Annotated in this window: 24 protein-coding genes; 13 read left to right on the top strand and 11 right to left on the bottom strand. The window is 53.8% G+C overall.

Annotated elements, in window-relative coordinates:
* The first annotated feature begins 48 nt into the window (after positions 1–48).
* The 5 genes from AMM48_RS14120 (at position 49) to AMM48_RS14140 (ending at position 5,503) form a co-directional block, all read left to right on the top strand.
* Positions 49–561, top strand: coding sequence for a TRAP transporter small permease (locus AMM48_RS14120; protein WP_022733897.1), 513 nt, complete (start codon positions 49–51; stop codon positions 559–561).
* Positions 561–1,841, top strand: coding sequence for a TRAP transporter large permease (locus AMM48_RS14125; protein WP_022733898.1), 1,281 nt, complete (start codon positions 561–563; stop codon positions 1,839–1,841). The genes AMM48_RS14120 and AMM48_RS14125 overlap by 1 nt, the downstream gene beginning before the upstream one ends.
* A gap of 29 nt (positions 1,842–1,870) precedes the next feature.
* Positions 1,871–3,397, top strand: a complete 1,527-nt coding sequence (locus tag AMM48_RS14130; protein WP_102784564.1) for an altronate dehydratase family protein — start codon at positions 1,871–1,873, stop codon at positions 3,395–3,397.
* A gap of 91 nt (positions 3,398–3,488) precedes the next feature.
* Positions 3,489–4,154 (top strand): TrkA family potassium uptake protein, encoded by a 666-nt coding sequence (locus AMM48_RS14135; RefSeq protein WP_102784565.1) that lies wholly within the window; start codon positions 3,489–3,491, stop codon positions 4,152–4,154.
* A gap of 5 nt (positions 4,155–4,159) precedes the next feature.
* A complete protein-coding gene (locus tag AMM48_RS14140) occupies positions 4,160–5,503 on the top strand; it encodes a TrkH family potassium uptake protein (protein ID WP_181951577.1) in 1,344 nt (447 codons plus the stop codon).
* A 3-nt stretch (positions 5,504–5,506) separates the two neighbouring features.
* Here AMM48_RS14140 and AMM48_RS14145 read toward each other — a convergent pair whose 3' ends face one another.
* Positions 5,507–5,836: a DHCW motif cupin fold protein gene (locus tag AMM48_RS14145; RefSeq protein WP_102784566.1), complete on the bottom strand. Its 330-nt coding sequence runs from the start codon at positions 5,834–5,836 to the stop codon at positions 5,507–5,509.
* A gap of 178 nt (positions 5,837–6,014) precedes the next feature.
* Here AMM48_RS14145 and AMM48_RS14150 point away from each other — a divergent pair, with 178 nt between their 5' ends.
* Entirely contained in the window at positions 6,015–6,950 is a 936-nt protein-coding gene (locus AMM48_RS14150) for a DUF294 nucleotidyltransferase-like domain-containing protein (RefSeq protein ID WP_102784567.1), read from the top strand.
* Positions 6,951–6,973: 23 nt separating this feature from the next.
* On the opposite strand, the gene AMM48_RS14155 is transcribed toward AMM48_RS14150, so the two are convergent.
* The 9 genes from AMM48_RS14155 to AMM48_RS14195 all read right to left on the bottom strand — a co-directional run bounded on the left by AMM48_RS14155 (position 6,974) and on the right by AMM48_RS14195 (position 15,604).
* A complete protein-coding gene (locus tag AMM48_RS14155) occupies positions 6,974–7,345 on the bottom strand; it encodes a 5-carboxymethyl-2-hydroxymuconate isomerase (RefSeq protein WP_102784568.1) in 372 nt (123 codons plus the stop codon).
* Positions 7,346–7,461: 116 nt separating this feature from the next.
* Entirely contained in the window at positions 7,462–8,757 is a 1,296-nt protein-coding gene (ahcY, locus tag AMM48_RS14160) for an adenosylhomocysteinase (RefSeq protein WP_102784643.1), read from the bottom strand.
* Between the two features lie 253 nt (positions 8,758–9,010).
* On the bottom strand, positions 9,011–10,762 hold the full coding sequence (ptsP, locus tag AMM48_RS14165; protein WP_181951578.1) for a phosphoenolpyruvate--protein phosphotransferase: 1,752 nt from the start codon (positions 10,760–10,762) through the stop codon (positions 9,011–9,013).
* A 116-nt stretch (positions 10,763–10,878) separates the two neighbouring features.
* Positions 10,879–11,154, bottom strand: a complete 276-nt coding sequence (locus AMM48_RS14170) for an HPr family phosphocarrier protein (RefSeq protein ID WP_022733907.1) — start codon at positions 11,152–11,154, stop codon at positions 10,879–10,881.
* Positions 11,155–11,229: 75 nt separating this feature from the next.
* Positions 11,230–11,634, bottom strand: coding sequence for a PTS sugar transporter subunit IIA (locus tag AMM48_RS14175; protein WP_022733908.1), 405 nt, complete (start codon positions 11,632–11,634; stop codon positions 11,230–11,232).
* A 19-nt stretch (positions 11,635–11,653) separates the two neighbouring features.
* Positions 11,654–12,610: an RNase adapter RapZ gene (rapZ, locus tag AMM48_RS14180; protein ID WP_244271237.1), complete on the bottom strand. Its 957-nt coding sequence runs from the start codon at positions 12,608–12,610 to the stop codon at positions 11,654–11,656.
* A gap of 18 nt (positions 12,611–12,628) precedes the next feature.
* Complete coding sequence (locus AMM48_RS14185; protein WP_102784646.1) at positions 12,629–13,069, bottom strand: HPr kinase/phosphatase C-terminal domain-containing protein; 441 nt, start codon at positions 13,067–13,069, stop codon at positions 12,629–12,631.
* Positions 13,070–13,180: 111 nt separating this feature from the next.
* On the bottom strand, positions 13,181–14,833 hold the full coding sequence (locus tag AMM48_RS14190) for a stimulus-sensing domain-containing protein (RefSeq protein WP_244271238.1): 1,653 nt from the start codon (positions 14,831–14,833) through the stop codon (positions 13,181–13,183).
* A 54-nt stretch (positions 14,834–14,887) separates the two neighbouring features.
* Complete coding sequence (locus tag AMM48_RS14195) at positions 14,888–15,604, bottom strand: response regulator transcription factor (RefSeq protein ID WP_022733912.1); 717 nt, start codon at positions 15,602–15,604, stop codon at positions 14,888–14,890.
* Between the two features lie 315 nt (positions 15,605–15,919).
* Between AMM48_RS14195 and AMM48_RS14200 the strand changes: the two genes are divergently transcribed.
* From AMM48_RS14200 to AMM48_RS14225, 6 genes are all read left to right on the top strand, one after another.
* The gene (locus tag AMM48_RS14200; protein ID WP_102784569.1) at positions 15,920–17,635 is read left to right on the top strand and encodes an ATP-binding protein; all 1,716 of its coding nucleotides are present in this window, start codon (positions 15,920–15,922) and stop codon (positions 17,633–17,635) included.
* Positions 17,632–19,026 carry a sigma-54 dependent transcriptional regulator gene (locus tag AMM48_RS14205; RefSeq protein ID WP_244271239.1) on the top strand — a complete coding sequence of 465 codons (1,395 nt, stop codon included), beginning with the start codon at positions 17,632–17,634 and terminating at the stop codon, positions 19,024–19,026. Before AMM48_RS14200 ends, AMM48_RS14205 begins: the two co-directional genes overlap by 4 nt.
* A 526-nt stretch (positions 19,027–19,552) precedes the next feature.
* Positions 19,553–20,518 carry a TAXI family TRAP transporter solute-binding subunit gene (locus AMM48_RS14210; RefSeq protein ID WP_022733916.1) on the top strand — a complete coding sequence of 322 codons (966 nt, stop codon included), beginning with the start codon at positions 19,553–19,555 and terminating at the stop codon, positions 20,516–20,518.
* On the top strand, positions 20,515–21,024 hold the full coding sequence (locus AMM48_RS14215) for a DUF1850 domain-containing protein (protein WP_022733917.1): 510 nt from the start codon (positions 20,515–20,517) through the stop codon (positions 21,022–21,024). The genes AMM48_RS14210 and AMM48_RS14215 overlap by 4 nt, the downstream gene beginning before the upstream one ends.
* Before the next feature lie 5 nt (positions 21,025–21,029).
* Positions 21,030–23,045 (top strand): TRAP transporter permease, encoded by a 2,016-nt coding sequence (locus tag AMM48_RS14220; protein ID WP_102784570.1) that lies wholly within the window; start codon positions 21,030–21,032, stop codon positions 23,043–23,045.
* Between the two features lie 181 nt (positions 23,046–23,226).
* Positions 23,227–24,534: an MFS transporter gene (locus AMM48_RS14225; protein ID WP_102784571.1), complete on the top strand. Its 1,308-nt coding sequence runs from the start codon at positions 23,227–23,229 to the stop codon at positions 24,532–24,534.
* A gap of 209 nt (positions 24,535–24,743) precedes the next feature.
* On the opposite strand, the gene AMM48_RS14230 is transcribed toward AMM48_RS14225, so the two are convergent.
* The gene (locus tag AMM48_RS14230) at positions 24,744–24,926 is read right to left on the bottom strand and encodes a hypothetical protein (RefSeq protein ID WP_022733920.1); all 183 of its coding nucleotides are present in this window, start codon (positions 24,924–24,926) and stop codon (positions 24,744–24,746) included.
* Positions 24,927–25,066: 140 nt separating this feature from the next.
* Here AMM48_RS14230 and AMM48_RS14235 point away from each other — a divergent pair, with 140 nt between their 5' ends.
* Positions 25,067–26,050 carry a LysR family transcriptional regulator gene (locus AMM48_RS14235; RefSeq protein WP_102784572.1) on the top strand — a complete coding sequence of 328 codons (984 nt, stop codon included), beginning with the start codon at positions 25,067–25,069 and terminating at the stop codon, positions 26,048–26,050.
* Positions 26,051–26,052: the final 2 nt, after the last annotated feature.

Here is a 26,052-nt window from a genome sequence, read left to right on the forward strand (position 1 = left end):
TTTTGTTTCCCCCGGTTGCGCCATGTTCGATTTCCGACGGAGACACATATGTCCGACATTAACGGGGATCTTTTTACCGAACAGGAACAGCAAGAGGCCGACACACATGCCAGCCTCAAACTCACATGGGCCGATATTCCCGCGCTCCTGATTTTCTGTGCTCTGTTCGTGACCGTATTCCTGCAATTCTTTACCCGCTACGTGCTCAATGACTCCCTTGCATGGACCGAAGAAATCGCGCGCTATCTGCTTATTCTGGTGGCCTTTGTCGGGGCGGTGAAATGTCAGCTCGTCGACAGCCACATCCGGCTTGAAATCATCGACAAACTGGCCGGTCGGGCCCTGCCACGGCTTAAAATCATCGCCCTTACCCTTTCGGCCGGGTTCTTTGGGTTTGCTATCTATTCGCTAAACGAACTGATGACCAAAACCTCCTATCAGAAAATGGTCTCCCTCCCATTTCCCAAATATTACTTCTACGGGTTGATCATGGTCGCCCTTGGTGTGCTTGTCGCCGTCCACGTGCGGCAGATTTATGTGCTGCTGCGGAGTAAACCCTGATGAGCTTCCTTATCCTTTTGATATCGCTGGCTGTTTTTATTGCTGTTCGTGTCCCGATTGCCGTTGCGCTTGGCCTTTCATCGCTCATTTATATCCTGATCGAAGGCATGCCGTCGGTTGTGCTGCTTCATAACATGATCAATGGCATGAACAGTTTCCCGCTGCTGGCCATTCCATTCTTTATTCTGGCCGGTGGGTTGATGAATTCTGCGGGGATCACAAGCCGTATTTTCGCCTTTGCCCGTGCGCTTGTCGGCTGGTCCCATGGTGGACTGGGGCATGTTAATATCGGCGCCAGTATTGTGTTTGCCGGCATGTCGGGTGCGGCGGTCGCCGATGCGGGGGGGCTCGGCGCCATTGAAATCAAAGCCATGCGCGATGCAGGATATGATGACGACTTTTCGGTTGGCATTACGGCTGCCTCCTCGACCATCGGCCCGATCATTCCCCCATCCCTGCCACTTGTGATTTTCGGGGTGATGGCATCGGTTTCCATCGGTGAGCTGTTTGTGGCCGGGATCATTCCCGGACTTTTGATGGCCGCATCCTTGATGGTGATGGTCTGGTGGATAGCGCGCAAACGCAACTACCCACGCGATGTCGCCTTTAGCCCAAAGCTGGTTGGATCGACGTTCCAGACCGCTTTCCTGCCATTATTAACCCCGGTTATCATTGTAGGCGGTATTGCATCGGGGATCTTTACCCCGACCGAGGCTGCTGTGTGTGCGGCAAGCTATGCCATTGTTCTCGGCATGCTGGTCTATCGCACGCTCAGCTGGAAAAAACTGGTGCGCGTATCTGTCGAAACCATCGAAACCACGGCATCGATCATGTTGATCGTCGGCACGGCCAGTGTCTTTGCATGGATTCTTGCCGCCAATCAGGCCGCTGTCGTGTTTTCCGAAACGCTTCTTGCCCTGACCCAGGACAAAACCCTGATCCTTTTGATCATCACGCTGATTGTTCTGGTGGTCGGTCTGTTTATGGAAACGATTGCCGCGATTTCAATTCTGGTCCCGGTGCTTCTGCCAATTTCGATGCAGCTTGGCATCGATCCGGTCCACCTTGGGATCATCGTGATCCTGAACTTGATGATCGGGCTTTTAACACCGCCCATCGGCATGGTGCTTTATGTGCTTTCCAAGGTGTCATCCGTACCGTTTGAGCAATGCGCAAAGGCAACCATGCCGTTTCTCGTGCCGCTGATCGCGGTGCTGCTGCTTCTGACCTTTGTGCCGTCCATAACCCTGTTCCTGCCCGATCTTCTGTATCGGCAGTAATCCACCCATCAAGACAGAGGCCAAAGCACATGACCACTTCATCCCCAGACAGCATTCTGTTGCACCCCGGCGACAATGTTGAAATTGCGCTCGGTAATCTGGCCAAGGGTGCCCGGCTTTCCCAAAGTGGGGTTCTCTTGAATGCACCGGTCACACGCGGGCACAAAATCGCCACCCGCCCGATTGCGGCTGGCGACCCGGTGCTGCGCTATGGTCAGATTATCGGGGCGGCCACCACCGATATTGCGCCGGGCGATCATGTTCATACCCACAATATCGGCATGAGCGACCATCGCCAGGACTATGACTTTGCCAAGGATATCGCAGCACTGCCGGCGGCCACCGAGCAGAAATTCTTTATGGGCTATCCGCGCAGTGACGGACGGTTTGGCACCCGCAACTATATCGGTGTGCTGACCTCGGTAAATTGTTCGGGCAGTGTCGCGCGCTTCATGGCCGAGCAGGCGGAAAAAACCAGCTGGTTTGCCGAACTTGAAAATGTCGATGGCATTGTGCCCATCGTCCATGGCAGCGGCTGTGGCATGGGCCGCCACGACGAAGGCTATGACACCCTGTTTCGCACCTTATCAGGTTACGCCAAACATCCGAACTTTGGCGGCATCTTGCTTGTCGGGCTGGGGTGCGAAGCCATGCAGGTCGAAGATTTGGTCGGGGCGGAAAAACTGCGTCATGATGGCAACTTCCATTACATGACCATTCAAAACAGTGGCGGCACGCGCCAAACCGTCGAACGTGGTGTGGATATCCTGCGCGACCTCGCCCTTCGTGCCAATACGGTTAAACGCGTGCGTGTCCCGGCATCGGAACTGGTCGTTGGGTTACAATGTGGCGGGTCGGACGGATATTCCGGCATCACTGCCAACCCCGCCCTTGGATATGCTTCGGACCTTCTGGTCCGGCAGGGTGGCACCACCATTTTATCGGAAACACCGGAAATCTATGGCGCAGAACATCTTCTGACCCGACGCGCCATAAGCGTCGAAGTCGGACAGAAACTGGTTGATCGGATCAACTGGTGGGAAAACTATACGTCTGTGCGCGGCGGTGAAATGAACAACAACCCATCGCCCGGCAACAAACGTGGCGGTCTGACAACCATTCTGGAAAAATCACTGGGGGCCGTTGCCAAAGGTGGCACCGCACCGCTGACTGACGTTTATCAGTTCGGCCAGATCATCGACAAGAAGGGCTTTGTCTTTATGGACAGTCCCGGCTATGACCCCTGTTCGGTGACCGGCCAAATCGCCAGTGGCGCGACCCTGATCGCCTTTACCACCGGTCGCGGATCGGTATCGGGATATATTCCAAGCCCGTGCATCAAGCTTTCGACCAACACGGCGATGTATGAAAACATGCACGAAGACATGGACATCAATTGCGGTGACATTGCCGACGGAAATGTCACCATCGAAGACAAAGGCCATGAAATATTCGAAATGTTCCTGCGCGTCGCATCAGGAACCGAAAGCAAAAGCGAAGCCCTTGGCTTTGGCAATGCCGAATTCGTCCCGTGGCAAATCGGCGCTGTGATGTAGGACGATATTGCTTGCCTGTTTGACTGATATCCATGCCCCGGCGTAGCATCGCGGGCATAAACCCACATCGGTTAAAAAGGACACTGCGGACATGGCCCGGAACCACAATCGGACTTTCGTGATCATCGGGCTTGGCACCGTGGGCAGTACGGTTGCCTCTGATCTGGTGCGGTATGGCAATCACGTCATGGGCATTGATATCAACGAAAAATCGGTGGCCGCCCTGTCTGATACCCTGTCAGAAGCCGTCATTGCCGATGGCCGGGATGAAGAAGCCCTTCGCGAGGCCGGGGTCGATAAATTTGATGTGGCCTTGATTGCGATTGGCGAAGACCTGGAAGCCAACATTCTCTGTACGATGAATGTCAAAATGCTTGGCGTGAAAACCGTCTGGGTCAAGGCGATCAACAAGACCCATCACCGTATCCTGACAAAACTGGAACCTGATCGCGTTATCCTGCCCGAACAGGAAATCGGTCAGCACATCGCCCAGAAACTTCACAATCCCGCGGTTCGCGATTACCTGAGCCTTGGCAACGGCATGCATGTCATCAATTTTCAAACGCCCGACTCACTGCATGGAAAAACGGTCAATTCCCTTGATCTGGAAAAAACCTATGAGCTGCGCTGTCTTGGCCTGTCACGCGGATCGGATTTCGTAAGCTGTGACTCAGGTGCCGTCACCATCGCAGAAGGCGACAGGCTTCTGATACTCGGACGCCGTGAAAACCTGCGCAAATTCAGCGACGGCGTCTAAGAAACATGCAAATCTTTTTTCCGAACCGCCCCGGAACGCCGATCCGCATTCCACCGCCGCTTTTGCTGTCGGTTCTTTATCTTGCCCTTATCCTGATCGGGGCAGTTGTTCTGTCGTTACCGATTTCGGTCACCACACCAACGACCTTTTCTGACGCCTTGTTTACTGCCACATCTGCGGTCACGGTCACCGGGCTCTCGGTGGTTGATACCGGCACAAACTTCACCCTGTTTGGTCAGGTTGCCATCCTGATCATGGTACAGCTTGGCGGATTGGGGTTGATGACCTTTGCCGCCCTTGTCCTATCGGTTCTCGGCCTGCCGATCGGGCTTAGCCATCACACGTACTTACGCGAAGATCTTAGTCAAACGTCCCTTGATCGTCTGGTCGGGCTGGTCAAAACCATCCTGCGGGTCGTTTTGATCTGCGAACTGATCGGGGCGGCTTTGTTGCTTCTGGTTTTTGTGCCTGAGTTTGGCCTTATCAAGGGCCTGTGGTTTTCAGTTTTCCATTCTGTTTCGGCTTTTAACAATGCCGGTTTTTCGCTGATGCCCGACAGCCTGACCCACTGGGCCACCAACCCGGTCGTCAATCTGGTTATTCCCGGTCTTTTGGTAATTGGCGGCATCGGGTTCAGTGTCATTTCCGATATGTCACAACACCGCACGTGGCAGCGCCTATCAATGCACAGTAAAATAATGCTGTCGGGCACCGCCATTCTGATCATCTGGTCGGTGGCGGTGTTTGCCATTCTGGAATGGAACAATCCCGGCACGCTTGGCGCCTATCCCAATATTTTCGACAAACTGCAAATCAGCTGGTTTCAAGGGCTGACCACGCGCACCGCCGGGTTCAATACCGTCGATATCGGCGCCATTCACGACACCACCGCATTGATGTTCGTGCTTTTGATGGTGATCGGGGCAGGCAGCACATCGACCGCGGGCGGGATCAAGGTCACCACCTTTATCGTTCTTATTCTGGCGACCATTGCCTTTTTCAAACGCCACAATCAGCTGCATGCCTTTGGGCGCAGCATTGGCCTTGAAGAAGTCATGAAGGTACTCGCCCTGACCATGATTTCCATCTTCGTCATCATGCTGGGCATTTTCCTGATCACCATTTCACATGATGGCGATTTTCTTGATCTGGTGTTTGAAGTCACATCCGCATTCGGGACTGTCGGCCTATCGCGCGGCACGACCGGCGAGCTTGACACCGCCGGGCGCATTATCATCGGGGTGATCATGTTTATAGGCCGTGTCGGCCCGCTGACCCTTGGCTTTTTTCTCGCCCGGCGCATTCCGCCACGGATTTCCTATCCCGCCAGTCAGGTCTATCTCGGCTAAAGATCAGTCAACGACAAACAAAGTCGCACCGGTTTGCGTTGATGACCGGTGGGCTTCGGCGTTATCGGCCACCTGATAACTCATCCCCGGTTTCAGGGTATAGGTCCGGCCATCTTCAAGCTCGGTGACCAACTCGCCTTCGAGACACAACAAAATATGCCCTTTGCTGCACCAGTGATCAGCAAGATAGCCCGGCGAATATGTCACCATCCGGACCCGGATCGGACCAAATTTCTGGGTGCGCCATGTCGCCAGACCCGTGTCACCGCGATGTTCAGTCGGCTCAATACGCGACCAGTCAGTGGTCCCAAAGCGCAGATTGGCAATATCCATGGGGGTATCTTTCAAAAGGAAGGTAAGGCGGAACGCCACGCCAAACTATGCCTCCAACCCCCGCCCGGTCAATCACCTCAAACAGGCATCCGCCATATCAGTTAAACGCGGTATTAATCTTTACCCTATAGGCAGATAGTGGGTGATCAACGAGTCGCACCAAAGGACTGACCGCATCTTGTTACCGGCAACCATCGCAACCAACCAAAATTACTCTGCACATCGTTTGGCGGAAATGCGCGACGCATTGGCCGAACGCCTGCATGGCGATACCTTTTGCGTGGTTGTGACCGGGTCCTATGGACGGCACGAAGCATCGGATCAATCCGACCTTGATTACTTCATCATCGGGCGCGAAGCCGAACGAAGCCAAGCCCCGCACCGTGAGGTCGCCGATATTCTGGGCAAGATGGTCACCAAGAAACCGGCGGTAAACGGCCCGTTTTCATCTTATATCACCGCCGAAGAACTGGTGAACCGGATTGGACTTGATGGTGATACCAATTCCATCACCACCAGGCGCTTACTGTTTTTGCTGGAATGCGAATGGCTCTATAACGAGGCGGGTAAACGTAAATTCTTTGACGACCTGATTGCCAATTACGTCACGACCACGGTGACACGCGAGTCAATCGCGCGCTTTTTGGTCAATGACGTCATCCGCTATTACCGCACCATCAGCGTTGATTTTGAAATTAAAACCCGCGAGGGCGACGCCAGCAAGGCATGGGCACCGCGCCGTTTAAAACTCGTCTTTTCACGGAAAATGCTTTATTTTGGCGGCATTATTGCAGCCGCTGAGACCGCAGACCGTGATTACACCGGAAAACGCGAAAAACTGTCCGAACTTTTGCAACTCCCGCCGATCACCCGTCTACAAACCGTGTTTGGCGAAAAAAGCCTTCCGGCACTCGACCTTTATGATCGGTTCCTGCGCGAACTGTCTGATCCGGACGTGCGTGCGCGGCTTGAAAAAGTCGGGCCCAATGATCGCAATGATGCCGAATTGCGGTCCTTGCTTGATGCAGGCAAAAACTTCTCACACGAACTGATCACGCTTTTAAAGGGGCGCTATGGCCCGGATCACCCGATCCACGAAGCGTTGCTGATGTAGTCGAACGCGGCCCGGATTGGGCTTTAACGTTTCTCGGTCACATGCTTGTGGTAATTCGCCCGATCAAGGTCATGGACCTCGACACTAAATTGCACCGCATAATCCCCGACCAGCCATTCCAGACGGTCACACAGGGCCGCAAGGGCGGCTTCGCCGGTGGCAAATTTCACGGCCTCACTCCGCCCCGACAGCAACCGAATATCAAGATGCACCATGGCACTTTTGTCATCGCCATCGGCAATCACAACATTTTCAAGCGGTGATATGCGGGTTTTGAATGATGCCAGTTCGGCGTCAGTTTCTCGTGCAATGACATAATGAAGATCAACCGCGAGCTTGCGCAGCTCATCGGCAATCGGAAGTTTGGCAGAATATTCGATTTCAAGCTGGGGCATGATTTCTATCTCTTTGGTAGCGGCTTGCTCCTTCTAGCAAGGAACCTTGCCTGCTGAACACAAAAAAGCCGGCCCGACGAAACGGACCGGCTTTGATGCAAATTGGCAAAGACCAATTAGTAACGATAATGATCCGGCTTGAACGGACCCGCCTGCGGCACGCTGATATACTCAGCCTGTTCCTGCGACAGCTTGGTCAGTTTCACGCCAAGACGGTCAAGGTGCAGGGCTGCAACTTTCTCATCAAGGTGTTTAGGCAGGACATAAACTTCGTTTTTGTAGTTGGCGAAGTTTTTCCAAAGTTCGATCTGGGCCAGCACCTGATTGGTGAAGGATGCCGACATTACAAAGCTCGGGTGACCGGTCGCACAACCAAGGTTCACCAGACGACCTTCGGCCAGAACGATCAAACGTTTGCCATCCGGGAATTCGACTTCGTCGACCTGCGGCTTAACATTGTCCCATTTGTAGTTCTTAAGCGAACCAATCTGGATTTCGGAATCGAAGTGACCGATGTTGCACACAATTGCGCGGTCTTTCATCGCACGCATGTGGTCAAGCGTGATGATGTCGATGTTGCCGGTGGTGGTGACGAAAATGTCGCCAACCGGTGCTGCATCTTCCATCGTGGTGACTTCGTAACCTTCCATCGCGGCCTGCAATGCGCAGATCGGATCGATTTCGGTCACAAGAACGCGGGCACCCTGACTGCGAAGCGACGCAGCCGAACCTTTGCCAACATCACCAAAACCGGCAACAACGCCGATTTTACCGGCAACCATGACGTCGGTTGCGCGTTTGATGCCATCAACCAGTGATTCACGGCAACCATAGAGGTTGTCGAATTTCGATTTGGTGACCGAGTCATTGACGTTGATCGCCGGGACCATAAGGGTGCCTTTTTTCGCCATTTCATAAAGGCGATGCACACCAGTGGTGGTTTCTTCCGACAGACCTTTGATGTCTTCGAGAAGTTCCGGGTATTTTTCGTGGATCAGCTGCGTAACGTCGCCGCCATCATCAAGGATCAGGTTCGGTTTCCAGCCGTTCGGGCCGGTAATGGTCTGCTCGATGCACCACCAGAATTCTTCCTCGGTCTCGCCTTTCCAGGCAAATACCGGGATTTCAGCCGCCGCCATTGCTGCTGCTGCCTGATCCTGGGTTGAGAAGATGTTGCATGAAGACCAGCGAACTTCCGCGCCAAGTGCCGTCAGCGTCTCGATCAAAACTGCGGTCTGAATGGTCATATGCAGGCAACCGATGATACGGGCACCCGCAAGCGGCTGGGCAGCACCATATTCTTCGCGCAGCGCCATCAGGCCCGGCATTTCGGTTTCAGCAATCGCGATTTCCTTGCGGCCCCATCCGGCCAGCGAGATGTCTGCGACCTTGCAATCAGTAAAGTTCGACATGTCGTCTCCAATCAAACACAAATTGCGCATCCGCAATGACATCTGTCTTGCAGCTACGCCGATAAATTCTTTGGCAGTCGTTTCTTCAACTGCGATGGAAGACATATAAAGATTTCTTTATATCTTTTTCAAGTCTTTTCTTGCATCAAATTTCAACGCGCAAAATTACATCCTGCTTTCGACCGACAAAAGTCGAGCAAGATCAAAAGATCATCATAAATTGTATGAGGATAAAACCCGTCGTGAGTTTCGATCAGGCCAGATCGTTGAAATCATCAAGCATCATGGCGATGCGGGCCTGATCCCATTGTTCCATCACGCGATCCGCCTGATGTTTGGAATTGCGCGTATCAAGACGCCGCAGACGTTGCTTAACCAACAACAAATTCACCGGCGACATCGAAAGATTGCGCAACCCAAACCCGATGAACAGTGGAATATAGCGCGGATCACCGGCCATTTCACCGCAGACACTGACCGGAATACCGCGTTCGTTTGACAGTTTGATCACATCGCGGATCAGACGCAGCACCGACGGATGCAAGGGGTCAAAAAGACCCGCCACCTGATCATCGGTACGGTCAATCGCCAGCGTATACTGGGTTAAATCATTGGTCCCAATGGCAAAGAAATCACATTCGCGCGCCAGCGTATCAACCGCAATGGCCGCGGCCGGGATTTCAATCATCGCCCCAAGTGGCGGCAGCTCATCGGGGATTGCATGGCCCTGTTTGCGCAGCCGTTTGGCCACTCCCTCATAGATATGACGTGCGCGCGTCATTTCATGAACACTGACCACCATCGGGATCAGGACGCGCACCTTACCATGAAGGGACGCACGCAAAATTGCACCAAACTGGGCCTCAAGAAGTTCCGGTTTGCGCAGCGACAACCTAACACCGCGCAGGCCAAGGGCCGGGTTCGGCCCGGTTCCCATATCCGCCTGAAGCGCAACCGCAAGCTTTTCACCCCCGATATCAAGAGTCCGGATCGTGACGGGCTTGCCATCCATCCGTTTTACGATATCGGCAAGTTCTGCGTATTGTTCGTCCTCATCGGGCAGGTAATCCTTGTTCATAAACATGAACTCGCTGCGCAAAAGGCCAATTCCGGTTGCGCCGTTTTCAAGGGCGGCGGAAAGTTCGATTGGCAATTCGATGTTGGCGTGCAGATCAATATCAACCCCGTCGCGGGTCGCAGACGGCACATCGCGCAAGGATGCAAGCTTGTTGCGCGCCGCCAGCCAATCTTCGCGGCGCTGGGTATAATGGGCAATATCGGCATCAGTGGGCGCAAGAATGACTTCACCGCGCCCCCCATCGACAATGATCTGGTCGCCCCCTGAAACCCCGCGAATGATATCGGCCGCCCCAAGGACGGCGGGAATACCAAGTGAGCGCGCCATAATCGCGGTATGTCCCTCTGCCCCGCCAAGGGCAGTGACAAAGGCGGTCAACTGGCCGGGTTCAAACCGGGCCATGTCCGCCGGGCTGACATCCTCGGCAATCAGGATCGCACCTGTTGGCGCCATGTCGGCCGCCCGATCAGTTTCCCCGATTAAACAACGCATCAGGCGCAAACCAACTTCGCGGATGTCCGATGCACGTGCGGCGATATAACGATCATCAATGCCCGAAAACTGATTGGCAATGACGTCAATGACTTCACTGACCGCATGCACGGCATTAAGCTTGCGCGACACAATCAGTTCTTCCGCCCCGCGCACCAGACGCGATTCGGTCAGCATATGAACATAGGCATCCAGCAGGAAACCAAGTTCCTCGGACGCCGCACTTCCAGCATTGGCAGATTGTGATTTCAGACGCTTGAGCTGATCAATGCTTTGTGCAACGCCATCATGAAGACGTTTGCTTTCGGCCTGAACGGCATCATCGGCAATCGGTTTACGGCTGACCTGAATATATTGGCGGTCCAGAACAAACGCCCGACCAATCACAATCCCGCCAGATGCCCCCAGCCCGGTTATAATCCGGCGGCCGGCCATTGCGTTTTCATCGGATATGGATTGGTCTTTTGGGGGAACTGTCAAACCAGATCTTCTGCCAACTCGTTCTTGTTATTTCCTGAAAGCCGTCAGTTCTTTATACCGCAAAGAAGCGGTTATTCTTCATCAAACTTGTCATCGACAAGCTCGTTTAAGGCTTCAATCGCCTTTTTGGCGTCAGGTCCGACAGCCTCGACCTCAATCTCTGTGCCAATGGATGCGGCCAGCATCATAAGCCCCATGATCGAAACACCTGAAACCTCGGTACCACGGTTGCGCACCATGATCGCCGATTCAAACTCACCCGCCAGTTTAACAAATTTCGCCGCAGCACGGGCATGCAATCCGCGCTGGTTACTGATTGTTAAAATGCGTTTTTCCTTCTGCGCCATCTATGTCCCCGCGGTATGTCCCCACTGGCCGGACACGCATTTTCCACGTCCGGCCTGATTTTATTGTTTTAAGTCTTATTCTTCGCCGCTGAGCAAACGCGATGCGACATTGATGTATTTTCGGCCCGCATCCTGGGCGGCATTGACCGTTTCGGCCAGGGTGCCTTCAACGCGAACAGATGCCAGCTTAATCAACAAAGGTAAATTTACCCCTGCGATCACTTCGACATGGGCCTGTTCCATAATCGAAATCGCCAGATTGGACGGGGTTCCGCCAAACATGTCGGTCAACAAAACAACGCCTTTACCACTGTCGACTTTTTCGACACTGGCCAGAATATCCGCACGACGTTGTTCCATGTCGTCATCCGGTCCAATACAGACCGCTTCGACATTTTCCTGCTCGCCCACAACGTGCTGCAAGGCAGATACGAACTCTTTCGCGAGATCGCCATGGGTGACAAGCACCATCCCGATCATGCAGTTTTCTCCATCTTCTTCACTCCCCCGAATTCGGTTCATCCGGCTTGTCACGATGACTGAGATGAACGTCATATCCCAGATCGGCAATCCAGTCATTTAGTATCCGCGCAGTATAAACCGAACGGTGTTGGCCGCCCGTACACCCGATTGCGATGGTCAGATAACTCTTACCTTCGCGGGCATAGCGCGGCAAAATCGGCTCAAGCAGGGCCCGCAGCCCATCGACAAATCCGGCGAAATCCGGATCTTCTTCGATGTAATTTCCAACAGCTTTATTCAGCCCCGTCAAAAGACGAAGCTCGGGATCATAGTGCGGGTTGCGCAGAAAGCGAACGTCAAAAACCAGATCGGCCTCCGCAGGCACCCCCTGGCGAAACGAAAAGCTTTTGACAAAAACCGCCATGCCTTCAGTTTCACCGATGTGAAACTGGTCTTGCAGGATCTTGCGCAGTTCGGCTGATTTCAGGCGCGATGTTTCGATGGTCATGTCCGCCGTTGCGGCAATCGGCGCCATCAGGCGTTTTTCATGCTCGATCGCATCAACAAGCGGTCGGTCATGCGCCAACGGATGGGGCCGACGCGTTTCGGTGAACCGGCGCTGCAAAACCGACGTTTCGGCATCCAAGAAAACCACAAGCGGATCAACGCCTTGTTGGTCGCGAAGCTCGGCAATGATTTTGACAAACTGATCAACACCAAAATCACGGGTTCGGATATCAAGCCCAATCGCTGTGGGTTGTTCCGGGTGCTTGGCCCCGGAAATCAGTGCAGGCAACAATCGAAGCGGCAGGTTATCCACCGCATCAAACCCGAAATCTTCCAAAATCTTAAGCGAGGTCGTCCGCCCTGCACCAGAAACCCCAGTCACCAGAACCAGCCGGTTTTTGGCATCAGTATAATCAGCAGCAAAACCGTCTGGCATATCGGATCGATCTTGCGGATTTTCTGGTGATTTTTCTGAACGTTCTTGCAAAGCGGTTTCCTGTTGAACTTAGGGTTCGAGCTGCATCTGACCCGTTGCGAGCGCCAAAGCTACCCCAATCTTGGCCTCAACCGCCAGATCAGATATACAAAATTTCCACTTTGAAATTTCAATACCACACACAAGCTCGGTTTCCGGGACCGGCATGCGTTCGACATCGCCCTGATCATCAACAATATCGACGATCAGGCGAACATCGCCTTCACGTTTGGTGGGCAATCCACGCACCACACCAATCCCACGCACTTCGCACAGTCCGGCGATCTGGGAGGGGGAACTTGCAATCAACCGCCCGTCGCGCGCAACAAGGTCGGTTCTGTCATCGGAGATAAGCACAGCCCCCTTTGACATCAGGCGCAGCGACAAGCTGGATTTTCCGGCACCTGATGCCCCGCGCAACAAAACAGCATGCGCGCCGATCAGGATACAATTTGCGTGAATTTGGGACATAATGGAAAACGATGCTTGGCTCATACGGCCTTGTCAAACCCCAAACGCCGGGCCCTATCCACACGCATAGATAAATGACCGATTACTCAGGGTTTTCTGCCCCGTCACAGATCAATCAAGCGGCAACCGAATGGTAAAGACCGCCCCTTTGACCTCATCATTAAGCACCCGATTCTGTGCACTCAGTTCGCCATTATGGGCCGACATAATCCGCTTGGAGATTGATAACCCCAATCCAGAATGCTGACCGAATTTCTCGGTCGATGGGCGCTCGGTATAGAACCGGTTAAAGATCGCTTCTTCCTTGCCCGACGGAATGCCCGGGCCGTCATCTTCGATCGTGATGATCGCCTGATTCTTATCCCGCCATGCCCGCACGCGCACTTCCCCACCTTCGGGGGTAAAGGTAATCGCGTTTGAAATCAGGTTTCTAAACACCTGCGTCAATCGGCTTTCAAGGGCGGGAACGACAAGATTTTCCGGCACCGCAACCTTGATGCGCGGCCCATCGGGGTTGGCATTATAAAGTTCGCCCATTGTTTGCAGAAGCGGACGCAAATCAACTTCTTCGGATTCGGTCCGCGACAGTTCGGCATCCATCCGCGAATAATCGGAAATATCGCTGATCAGTCGATCAAGACGCTGCACGTCTTCGGCAATGATTTCCATCAGTCGGCGTTGTCGTTCCGGGTCTTTCAAACGTGTTGCAGTTTCCACTGCACTGCGAAGCGACGTCAGCGGGTTTTTAATCTCATGCGCGACATCGGCAGCAAACCGTTCAATCGCATCCATACGATCCCACAGCGTTTCGGTCATATCGCGCAATGTCGTCGACAAATCACCGATTTCATCGTTGCGATCCGACAAATCAGGAATGGCAAATTGGCGATTTTTGCTGCGCCGGACCCGCTCGGCCGCGCGCGCCAACCGGTTCAGTGGCCGTGTAATCACACCGGCCAGATAGATCGACAAAAGAACCGTGATCCCAAAGGCAAAGACAAAGATTTTAAGGATATCCAGCCGCACGGCATGCAGGGCGGTTTCAATTGTATCGCCACTTTTGGTCATCATCACCGATGCCAAAACCTGTTTGAACCGGGCCACAGGCACCGACACCGACAACACCCGCCGTCCTTGCCCATCCACCCGGACAACCCCGCGTGAATACCCCGCAAGGGCTGCGCGCACTTCGGGATAATCGGCTGCACTGGCAACCGGCGGATCTACATAAAGCGGCAAGGGCTGATCGCCTTCAAACAAGGCGAGCAACCCATCGGTCAGATTGCGCATGACTTCGGCGAAAAAATCGTCATCGCCCGGTGCGGGAAGTTCTTCGGCCTGAATGGTGCCTGCCCCAAATGACTTGATATTGCGGCTATCGGCAATCAGGTTGCCATTGACCGCAAACAAACGTGTGCGCGCACCGGTAATGCCGACAAGACGCCGCACCATTTCACGCGCAACTTCAAGCTTCACCTGATTGGTGGCATCATCTCCGGAACTGACGGCAGATGTGGAAAGGGCTGCGGCATACATTTCCGCCTGAACCGCCATCGCCTCAAGCTCGGAATGGATCAATTCCTGCTTGTAGCGGCCAAGATACAATATCCCTGCAACGAGCACGAACAACGCCAGCGCATTTACCGCCAGAATACGCCACGTCAGCGGGGAAAAAAGTCCGTGACGTTCTTCTATGCGTGCTGTGCGCGTTTCGTGCTGGACCGTTGTTTGGTCGTCGTTATCTTCGGCGGCAAAGTCGCTCATTCAAACCCGCAAATTTGGTCGGGCCGGGAAAAACCCGGCCCGAAAAACGTGGTGTCAGCCCGCTACAGTGGCTGTGTCACGATAACGATATCCCACGCCATACAAGGTTTCGATTTCCTTGAATTCGTCATCGGTTTCGCGGAATTTCTTACGCAGGCGTTTGATGTGACTGTCAATGGTACGGTCATCGACATAGATATGTTCGCCGTACGCCGCATCAATCAACTGATCACGGTTTTTAACGTGCCCCGGATGCTTGGCCAGCGCCTGAATAAGCAGGAACTCGGTCACAGTCAGGTTCACATGCAAGCCTTTCCAGCTGCACATGTGGCGCGACGGATCAAGCACAAGGTCACCACGCTGGACAACGTCATCCGATCCGTTCGGGCGAACACCCCCGGCACGCATGATTTCCGCACGCCGCAACAAGGTGCGAATCCGTTCAATCAGCAAACGCTGGGAAAACGGCTTTTTGATATAATCATCCGCGCCCAGACGAAGGCCGGTCAATTCATCAACCTCGTCATCTTTTGACGTCAGGAAGATCACCGGCATCTGCGTTTTCTTGCGCAGATGGGTCAAAAGCTCAAGCCCATCCATACGGGGCATCTTGATATCCAGGACCGCCAGATCTGGCTCTTCCTTGGTCAGGGCGTGCAACGCCTCAGAGCCATCAGAATATGTAAGAACCTCATATCCTTCTTCTTCCAACGCCATCGAAACGGACGTCAGGATATTCCGGTCGTCATCTACAAGTGCGATCTTGCTCACCTGAACCTCACCCTTTGGACAGATAAAATTTTCTCGTAACTCTCATAACTATACAAGTTACACCCCAATGTGGCGAAAAAATAACCACCTGAGGCATAATTAAGGCCTCTTCTCTCATGGCTTTGCCAGCCCTGCCCATACTTGTATCAGTTGACTTTCCGCTGCGGGGACAAATAACAATCATCCGTTCGGAACGAACATGCCAATCAATCACAAACGCGCCGAACACCAAAATGATCCCTGACCCGCCGGGAGGCAGCCATTTTTTACTGGTTAAGCACCTATAGCCGCGTAACGCTCAGTCTGGCCGGGGTCATGATCGCGGGGCTTGTGGTATGGCTTGCCGTCAGTTCCACCGGCAATCTGACAATCAATGAACTTGAAAAAACCGCACAGGCCCGTCTGGCCCTTTATGACAGTTCATTGCGCGCCGCCATCGACCGGTATCGCTATTTACCCTATGTCGTGTCGCGCCATCATCAGGTCATTGATGCCGTCGCTGGCACCGGAAATGCCCACACCGCCAGCCTGTATCTTGAAAAAGTCAATGACCGGGCGGGTGCAGCAGCCCTTTATGTTCTTGATCAACGCGGCATGACGATTGCGTCGAGCAACTGGAACACCGCCGACAGTTTTGTCGGCGAAGATTACAGTTTCCGCCCCTATTTCAATCAGTCCATTGCCGGGCATGAGGGCTTCTTTTTCGGGATCGGTGTTACAACCGGACGGGCGGGGCTTTTCATTTCCACCCCGATAAGTCGCAATGATCAGATCATTGGCGTTGTCGTCGTCAAACTGGAACTCGACGAGCTGGAAAAGAACTGGCAGGACGGTGGCGAGGTTGTCTTTGTCGCCGATGCCGATGGTGTGATTACACTGACCAGTCGGGGCGATTGGAAATACCGCACCTTGCTGCCTCTGTCGGCTGCGGATCGCGAACGCATTACACGCAACCGTCAATATGTTGGCGAAGACCTCAATAGCCTCGACATCGGCGGGCAGATTTCGGATGGCAAAGGCACGCTTGCGATTGGGTCGGAACAGTTTCTGTATGATGTAAAGAAAATCGACGGCAGCGATTGGCGGATTTTCTATCTGACCTCCATGAGCGACGTCACCGCCCGTCAGGGCACGGTAATGCTGATCACCATCATTGCATCCGGGTTGATCATGTTGATCATTCTGTTCTTGCGCGAACGCGAATTAAAACTGGCCTCCCAACGCGAAGCCCTTGAATTCGAACGTATTCAAAGTCTCAACACCCGCCTTGAAGAAGAAATCACCGAACGACGCAAAACCGAAAACGAATTGCGCGGCACACAAAACGAACTGGTTCAGGCCGGGAAACTGGCGGCATTGGGCCAAATGTCGGCCGCCATCGCCCATGAAATCAATCAGCCGATTGCCGCCATCCGCACATTTTGCGCCAGCGCCAAACTGATGATCGAACGCGGCAAGACAGAGCAACTTGATCAGAACATTTCGCAAATTTCGTCTTTGACCGAACGCATGGGTGCCATCACCGGGCAGCTCAAGACATTTTCGCGCAAATCAACCGGGGTTCTCGAGCCCGTTGACCTTAAGATCGCCCTTGATAACGCCCTGCAGCTGCTAAGCCCGCAATTGGAAACGGAAAATTGTCAGCTTGAACGCCATGAACTTCGCATGCCGTTAATGGTCCATGCCGATCTGGTGCGGATCGAACAGGTTTGCGTCAACATCATTCGCAATGCGCTTGATGCCATGATCGACAGCCCGAAAAAACGTCTTCGCATTGATCTGACAACGGCGGAGTCCAACGTAATCATGCGCATTTCCGACACCGGACCGGGCATGGATGATGATGCACTGGCTCTTCTGTTTGATCCGTTCTTTACCACCAAGGACCCGGGACAGGGTGTCGGGTTGGGACTTTCGGTGACATATGGCATTGTGCGTGACTTCGGCGGCAGCATAAAAGCCTATAACATGACGTCGGGTGGTGCGTGCTTTGAAGTCCGCCTGCCACTGCTTAGGGAACAAACATCGTGACGACCGACAATCAGACACCGCCGAAAAGTCAGGCACACATCATCATTGTTGATGACGATGAAGCCATGCGTGTGTCGCTGGCGCAATGGCTGGAACTGTCTGATTTTGATGTCACTGTCTATGCTGACGCCCGCGATGCGCTTGGCGATATTACATCTGATTTCGCCGGTGTGGTTCTGACCGATGTGAAAATGCCCAAAATGGACGGCATCAGTTTCACCAAATCGGTTCTTGCCACCGATGGCGACATACCGGTGATCCTGATGACCGGGCACGGCGATGTGCCCATGGCGGTCGAGGCGATGAAAAGCGGCGCCTATGATTTCGTTGAAAAACCGTTTGAGCCCAAAGACATTGTCGAAAGCCTCGAACGCGCGATTGAAAAGCGCCGCCTTGTCATTGAAAACCGCCAACTGCGCCGACAGATTGCCCATCGTGGCAGCCTTGATGGCCGCCTGATTGGCAACAGCAAACAGATGTACGCGCTAAAGGAAGAAATCGCCAATATCGCCGCAACCGAAGTGCCGGTTCTGATTTCTGGCGAAACCGGCACCGGCAAGGAACTGGTCGCGCGCGCCATTCATGACCTTAGTGACCGACGCGATGAAAAGTTCGTCGCGGTCAATTGTGCCGCCATCCCGGAAAGTACTGCTGAAAGTGAATTGTTCGGCCATGAAAAAGGAGCCTTCACCGGGGCGGCTGGGCAGCGGATTGGCTGGATTGAACATGCCATCAAAGGCACGCTTTTTCTCGACGAGATATCAAGCATGCCACTCGCCCTTCAGGCCAAACTGCTACGCGTGATCGAGCAGCGCGAAGTCGTGCGTGTCGGATCAAATTCACCGATTAAAGTCGATTTTCGCCTGATTTGTGCCACCAACGAAAACCTGACCGACGCGGTTTCCGCCCGACAGTTTCGCGAAGACCTGATGTTTCGCATCAATACGTTCGAACTGGCCATAACCCCTTTGCGTGATCGCACCGATGACATTGCCCTTCTGTTTGATATTTTTGCCGAACGTGCCGCTGAACGGTTTGAACGCCCCTACGACCGACCAGCACCATCCTTGATCGGGCAGCTTAAAAAACACGAGTGGCCGGGCAATGTCCGTGAACTCAAAAACCTCGCGGAACGCTATGTTCTGCTTGTCGGCAGCCCCGAAGATAGATTTCAGCGGCTGTTTAAAGGTGGCTTTGATCTGGCAGAACCGGTTGTAAACGATCTGGCACTTGCCGATCAGGTCAAACATTTTGAAGAACGCCTGATCCGCGATGCGCTGGATCGTCACGATGGCAACGTCAAATCGGTGATGGAAGAACTCGATATTCCCCGGCGCACGCTCAATGAAAAAATGAAAAAGCTGAACATTCGGCGCGACAAAATCGTCTAGCACAAAGATCATTCAGATCAATCGTTTGCCCCAACATCCGGCATCCAAGCGGCACAAACATCGGCAATAATCCGCCGATCAAATACGGAAAATCAGCAAGATTTCGCCGATTTGGCAAATTCGCCCAATTCAAGCAATTGATTTATAACAGTAATTTTAATTCTCTTATTTGGCATACACATTGCACATCCGAGTACCAAAATGATAAAATAACGAAAATAAGGGAGGATACCTGACAGCCAGCCCACAATGGGCGGTATGTTATTGGCTGTTGCGCATTTCACCTTTTTTCATAAGATTTCAGCGATCTGCCTGTTGAACAATGCTTTGATGCATGTCCTTCTGGCAGGGTTCCGTTGGCTGGCGCACATCATGCGAAACATGTCAGCATTTCACGGTGTCGCGATTGAAATCCAAAAATAACAGGCCCCGAAAAAGGGTCGTTTTCGATCCCAAAGATCAATCGTTTTGAAATGATCTTTTGAATATCTCGACGCACCACGCGTTAACCTAAGGGAGGACTACCATGAAGCTACGTAATCTGCTTTCTGCAGCAGCCGCAGCCATGATTCTCGCCGCTGCACCCGCATCGGCACAACAGCTTTCGATCGCAACCGGCGGCACCGGCGGCACCTACTATCCGTATGGTGGTGGCTTGGCCGAACTGATCACCAAATATGTTGATGGTTCCACCGCAGTTGCCGAAGTAACCGGCGCATCTGTTGAAAACATGGGTCTGATTTCCCGTGGCGACAGTGACATTGCAATCGGTCTTGCTGACACCGTTTATGCGGGTTTCACCGGCACCGGTAAATTCGAAGACCGCAAACTTGATAACGTCCGCGCACTGGCATCGATCTATCCGAATGCTGTTCAGATCGTGACGATGGCCGACAGCGGCATCAACACGCTTGCCGACCTTAAAGGCAAACGCGTTTCTGTTGGCGCACCGGGTTCGGGCACCGAAGTTTCGGCCAAAACCCTGCTTGAAGCCAATGGCATCACCTATGATGACATCGAAGAACAGCGCCTGAACTTCAACGAAACCGCTGATGCGCTCCGCGATGGTGACATCGATGCCGGCTTCTGGAGCGTTGGCCCGCCGACCAGCTCGATCCTCAACCTCGCAACCACGCGTGACATCAAGCTGATTGCGCTGACCGACGAAGAAATCGTTGCGGCCCTTGATGCAGAACCAACCTTCGCACCTTATGCCCTGCGCAAAGGCATCTACGAAGGCGTTGAAGCACCGGTCAACACCGTTTCGACCCCGAACGTCCTGTTCGTGAACGCAGAAATGGACGAAGACCTCGCCTATCAGATCACCAAAACCCTGTTTGACAAGGTTGATGAACTGATTGCGATTCACCCGGCAGCCAACGACACCACCGTTGACTTCGCGCTGAACTCGACCCCGATTCCGATGCATCCGGGTGCGCTTCGTTATTACGAAGAAACCGGTTCACCGATTCCGCCGAAACTGTATCCATGATTTCGCTAAATTGGGGGCGGCCAGCATTGGCCGCCCTTACCATTCTTCTGTCGGCATGTGCGGGCCCGTCCCCGCGCACCGAAACGCTACCGGGCACCGCAACCGACCAGCTTAAGGTCATTGCGGACGATGGAACCGTTTTGGCCAGAACACCCATCCCACGCCAAACCGGCTGGTGCCTTTATTGGAACCATTCGGTAACCGGTGACGGGGTGATAGACTGTTATGTCGATGATCTGGGAAAAATGGTTCTCCACCGTGCCTACCAACCCGATTTTGCCGCAGGTCTTGGCCATTATCCGGGTCGTGGAATCCTCACCAGCGCCAAAGGTGGCGGCTACTGGATTGAGGATATCGACGAACCTGTGCCGGGCAATGCCTATGCCCTGCGCGTCGGAAGCCTTGCTGTTGATCATCGCATCGTCACAAATGATGGTGACGAAATCTATCTTTCAAAGATGGCTGAACACACCCGTGTCACCATCCGCCTTGATACCGGGGAATAAGTCTCATGTCTGAACCGGCACCGCTTCCGTCCATGGCGGACAACCTGCCACAGCCAAAACTGGTTATGCTGGCAATTTCTGTTGTCGCCGTTGCACTTTCCTTGTTCCAGATGTACGCCGCAGGTATCGAACCGCTTGGCCTGTTCTATCAGCGCAGCATCCATCTGGCGTTTGTCATGTTCTTGGCCTTCTTGATGTTCCCGATTTTTGGCGGCAACAAGAAGCGTGGTGTGCTGGGCTGGATTATTGATATCGCCTTCCTCGCGGGTGCCTTTACCACCGGCTTTTATCTTTCCTTCTATCTCGATGCGATTTTCAATCGCGCCGGGTTCTGGAGCGAAACCGATCTGATCATCGGCATCATCGCAACCGTCACCGTGCTTGAGGCAAGCCGCCGTGCGGTTGGCCTTGGCATGACCATTATCGGCATCGTCGCGATTGTCTATGCCCTGTCGGGGCCACGCGGCGCACTGCCATGGGTCGGCGAATGGTTGCCGGGTATTTTGTCGCATCGCGGGGCGGATGTTGATCGCCTTGTCGGGCAACTTTACCTTGGTCAGGAAGGCATTTACGGCCTGCCGATGGGGGTTGCTGCGACCTATATCTTCATGTTCGTGCTGTTTGGCGCGTTCCTTGAAGTTACAGGTGCGGGTAAGTTCTTTATCGATATGGCCTATGCCGCCACGGGCAAAAAACCCGGTGGCCCGGCAAAGGCCGCCGTTCTGGCATCTGCTGGCATGGGCTCGATCAGCGGATCGGCGATTGCCAATGTGGTCACCACAGGTGCCTTTACCATCCCGCTGATGAAGCGGCTTGGTTACCGTCCGGCACAGGCCGGCGGCATCGAAGCTGCGGCATCAACGGGTGGGCAGATTACCCCGCCGCTGATGGGCGCGGGTGCGTTCCTGATTTCTGAATATACGCAGGTGCCGTACCTCGAAATCGTCATGGTCTCGATCTTCCCAGCGATCCTGTATCTCGGCACGGTCTATCTGTTTGTCCACATCGTTGCTCTTAAGAACGGTATGCGCGGCATGCCGGTCTCGGAACTTCCCGATTGGAAACAGGTTCTCAAAGAAGGCTGGCAGTTTATTTTGCCGCTTGGGGTTCTGATTTACCTTTTGGTCCTGAACATTTCCCCCATGCGCGTCGGGTTCTGGGCGATCATATCGGTGATGGCGGTTGCCGCCCTTCGCTATGTGCTTTGGTTCTTCATCGTCGCCCCGCAAAAGGGCGAAAAACCGAGCCACGATGCTCTGAAATCTGCCCTTGCCAATGGCGTCAAAATCACCGTCGCCGCCCTTGAGCTTGGTGCAAAGAATGCCGTTGCCGTTTCGATGGCCTGTGCGGTTGCCGGGATTATCGTTGGCGTTGTCGGCCTGACCGGTCTTGGCCTGAAATTCTCATCAATGATGATCGCGTTTTCGGGCGGTCACATTGTTCTGGCCCTGATCCTTGTGCTGATTGCCAGCCTGATCCTTGGCATGGGTTTGCCGGTAACGGCATCCTACATCGTTTTGATCGTGCTGGTCGGCCCGGCATTGTCGAACGAATTTGGCATTCCGCTTCTGATCGCGCATCTGGTGGTGTTCTGGTACTCGCAGGACAGTAACGTCACACCGCCCATTGCCTTGGCGGGCTTTGCGGGGGCCGCAATTGCCAACGCCAGTCCCATGGAAACCAGTTTTCAGGCATGGAAATTTGCCAAGGGCCTCTATCTGATCCCGGCATTCATGGTGTTTAACCCGGAAATCATCGAAGGCGGCCCCATTGAAATCGTGCTTTGGACCGGTTTCACCGCGATCTTGTGTCTTGTGGCCTTTGCAGCCGCCCTTGAGGGCTATCTGTTTGCCCATATGGACATCATTTCGCGGGTTCTGATTGTTCCGGCCACGGTTGGTGTATTCTGGCCTGACCTGACCGCCGAGATTGCCGGGACGGTCGTCCTTCTCGCCATTCTCGGTCTGAACTGGTGGAAAGGCAAAAAGGACGGTCCAACACCGGCGCCTGCGCCGAGTTAAACCGCCTTTAAAATCATCAGACAAATCATCTGGCAAAATGCCCGCAAGCTTATCGTTTGCGGGCATTTTTCGTTTACCGGCCCACACCCCCTACCCGACAGGGCAGTAGACAGGCCGTTTTTCGCGCGATAGTTTCCTCATACTATTAAACGCCACCCCCAAAACTCCTGCTAGAAACCTCATGCAATTTATTCTTTTGCTTCGCCAAGCCCCAAGGCAGCTTGCCTTTGGCGCGCTGCACAGTTTCGGGTCGTCCTTTGGGCAGACCTTCCTGATCGCCCTTTTCGTGCCGTTCATTTCAGCCAGCCTTGCGCTGAACGAAACCGAATTTGCCAACATCTATGCCGGTATTACGATTGGCAGTGCACTGTGCCTGCCGGTTGTTGGGCGCTGGATCGATAAGGTCGACATCCTGTCTTACAGCTTGGCGACCATGGGATTGCTGGCCCTTGGCTGTCTGATGATTGCCACCGCCAGCAATGTCTGGTGGTTGATTGCTGCCTTATTTGTCTTGCGTCTGGCCGGACAGGGCTTGATGAGCCATGTCAGCATGACCGGCATTGCGCGGTATTTTACCCGCCATCGCGGACGCGCACTTGCGATTGCCAGTTTTGGTTTTCCCCTGGCCGAGGCCATTTTGCCCGCAACCTTGCTGGCAATGATCGCGCTGTTTGGCTGGCGATATACCTATGGCGCGGCCGGGGTGTTTATCGTTCTGATCCTGATCCCGCTGGCCATCCTGCTGATCCGGTCCGATGCACGGTTCCGATCTGCACCAAGCAAAACCACACCCCAACCCCCTAAAGACTCGGCAACGCCGCACAAAACAGACAGCCTCACCGATACGGCGCAAACCGAACCAGACCAAACCAGTGCCGACACAGGTCATCCACGCCTGTTTCGCTCGGTCTATGTCTGGTTTTGCATGCCGATGCTGGCAACACCGCCACTGGTGATGACTGCGCTTTTTTTCCATCAGGGTGCAATTGCCAACCACAAGGGCATTGATCTTGGCTGGTTTGCCGCCGGTTTTACCGTATTTGCCATCACATCCGTGCTTGGTGCCTTTGGCAGCGGGCCATTGATTGACAAATATTCCGCCCGGCGCCTTTTCCCATGGCATCTGATCCCGGTGATGATCGGGGTGCTGTTGCTGTCACTGGGGACACATCCGGTGATGATTTTGATTTATATGGGGCTGGTCGGCATCACAACCGGCTTTGCCACCACCCTTCGGACCGCCATCATCCCCGAATTGGTGCCACTTGATGAAATCGGGTCGGCGCGCAGCACATTAACCGCCATCATGGTTCTGGCATCCGCGATGGGGCCGGCGATTTATGGCTGGATGTTTGCCGCCGACATGTCGATTGAGGTGATGCTGGGACTGACGATTGGTGGCATGGCGATTGTCAGTGTGATGTCGTGGATTTCCGAACGGCCGGGCTTTTACGTGCCGCCCGGTGTTAATCCACAGGGTGCCGAATAACCGCCGCCAAAATCAAAACTAAAATTCAGCATCCTGACGACCGAACAAAAAAATGGCCCGGATCACAAAAGTGACCGGGCCAGTCGGGAAAACAGCGTCAAAACTTGGGAGGAAGACGCTAGATAGAAATCAGTATCAGCTTGCGGGAGCACCTCTTGGGGAGGAAAAATCAATCGGCGCTCAACCAGCAAGGTCGTAAGTTAAGTAGATTAGGCAGCACCGCCGACGGTACCGGCCGGATGCTTCACATCCGAAACCTGATCCGAACCTTTGAACAGGTTACGGAAGAAGGAACCGACGAACTCAGCGCGGAGCTGCTGACCTTTACGTACGCCTGCTTCGATTTCGGTTGCAGAGATGTAACGGGTGGTGATTTCTTCGTAAGTGGCCATGATGACCTCCTGATATTTCGGTGTGGGCGACAACCGTGTCGCTCTCGATGAACCCAATCTAATTTTCTTTACGGGGAAAGAGAATTACCTCAATATGCACATTACTTGTGAATGAACGTCATAAATAGGATCGTCGAGATATGGATCGCGCTGCTGAAATGGAAATCTTTGTCCATGCTGTCGAGGAGGGAAGCTTTTCGGCTGCTGCCCGGACAATGCGCCTGTCGCCGTCGGCGGTTTCAAAATACATCTCGCGTCTGGAAGACCGGCTTGGCGCACGTTTGTTGATGCGCACCACCCGTCAGCTTAGCCTGACCGAGGAAGGCCGCGCCTTTTACGAACGTGCGCGCACAATCCTGACCGAGATCGAAGAAGCCGAAGAAGTCGTCACCCAGCTTTATGCCGCCCCGCGCGGCACCTTGCGGATCAATGCATCGGTTGCCTTTACCAAAATGCAGGTCGTCCCCCTGATCCCGGAATTTCTTGCGCGCTATCCCGATGTGCGCATTGAATTGACACTCGATGATAAATTCACCGATCTGGTCAACGATGGCTATGATCTGGCGATTCGCTTGTCCGCCCTTGAGGATTCATCCCTGATTGCGCGTAAATATGCCGTCAACCGCCGCATGATCGTCGCATCACCGGAATATCTGGAAAAGAACGGCATCCCGCGCAAACCGCAAGAGTTGGAAAACCACAACTGCCTGCATCTGTCATCGCGTGAAAGTTTCAATGACTGGCATTTTGATACCCCTGATGGGCATGTGTCATTCCGCGCGCAAGGGTCATTCTCGGCCAATGATGGCGATGTGCTACACGAAGCCGTCGTTGCCGGTCTGGGCATGGCGCGTCTGGCCGAATATCTGGTGCATGAGGATATCCGGGCCGGGCGTCTGACCCCGGTTCTGACCGAATATGTCCACGATCTGGCATGGATTTCGGCGGTGTATCCGCACAAACGCCATCTGTCGCCAAAAGTCCGTGCTTTTGTTGATTTTCTGGCCGAAAAATTTACCCCGGTTCCACCGTGGGAGCTTGGTTTCCGCGATGCCCGTGCGGTCAAAAAGAACCCCGACGGCACCCCGGACACCCGCGCCATCCAAAACAATACGACGCGGTAAGA

The organism is Thalassospira sp. GB04J01, from assembly GCF_000751115.1.
In the GTDB taxonomy this organism is placed as follows: domain Bacteria; phylum Pseudomonadota; class Alphaproteobacteria; order Rhodospirillales; family Thalassospiraceae; genus Thalassospira; species Thalassospira lucentensis.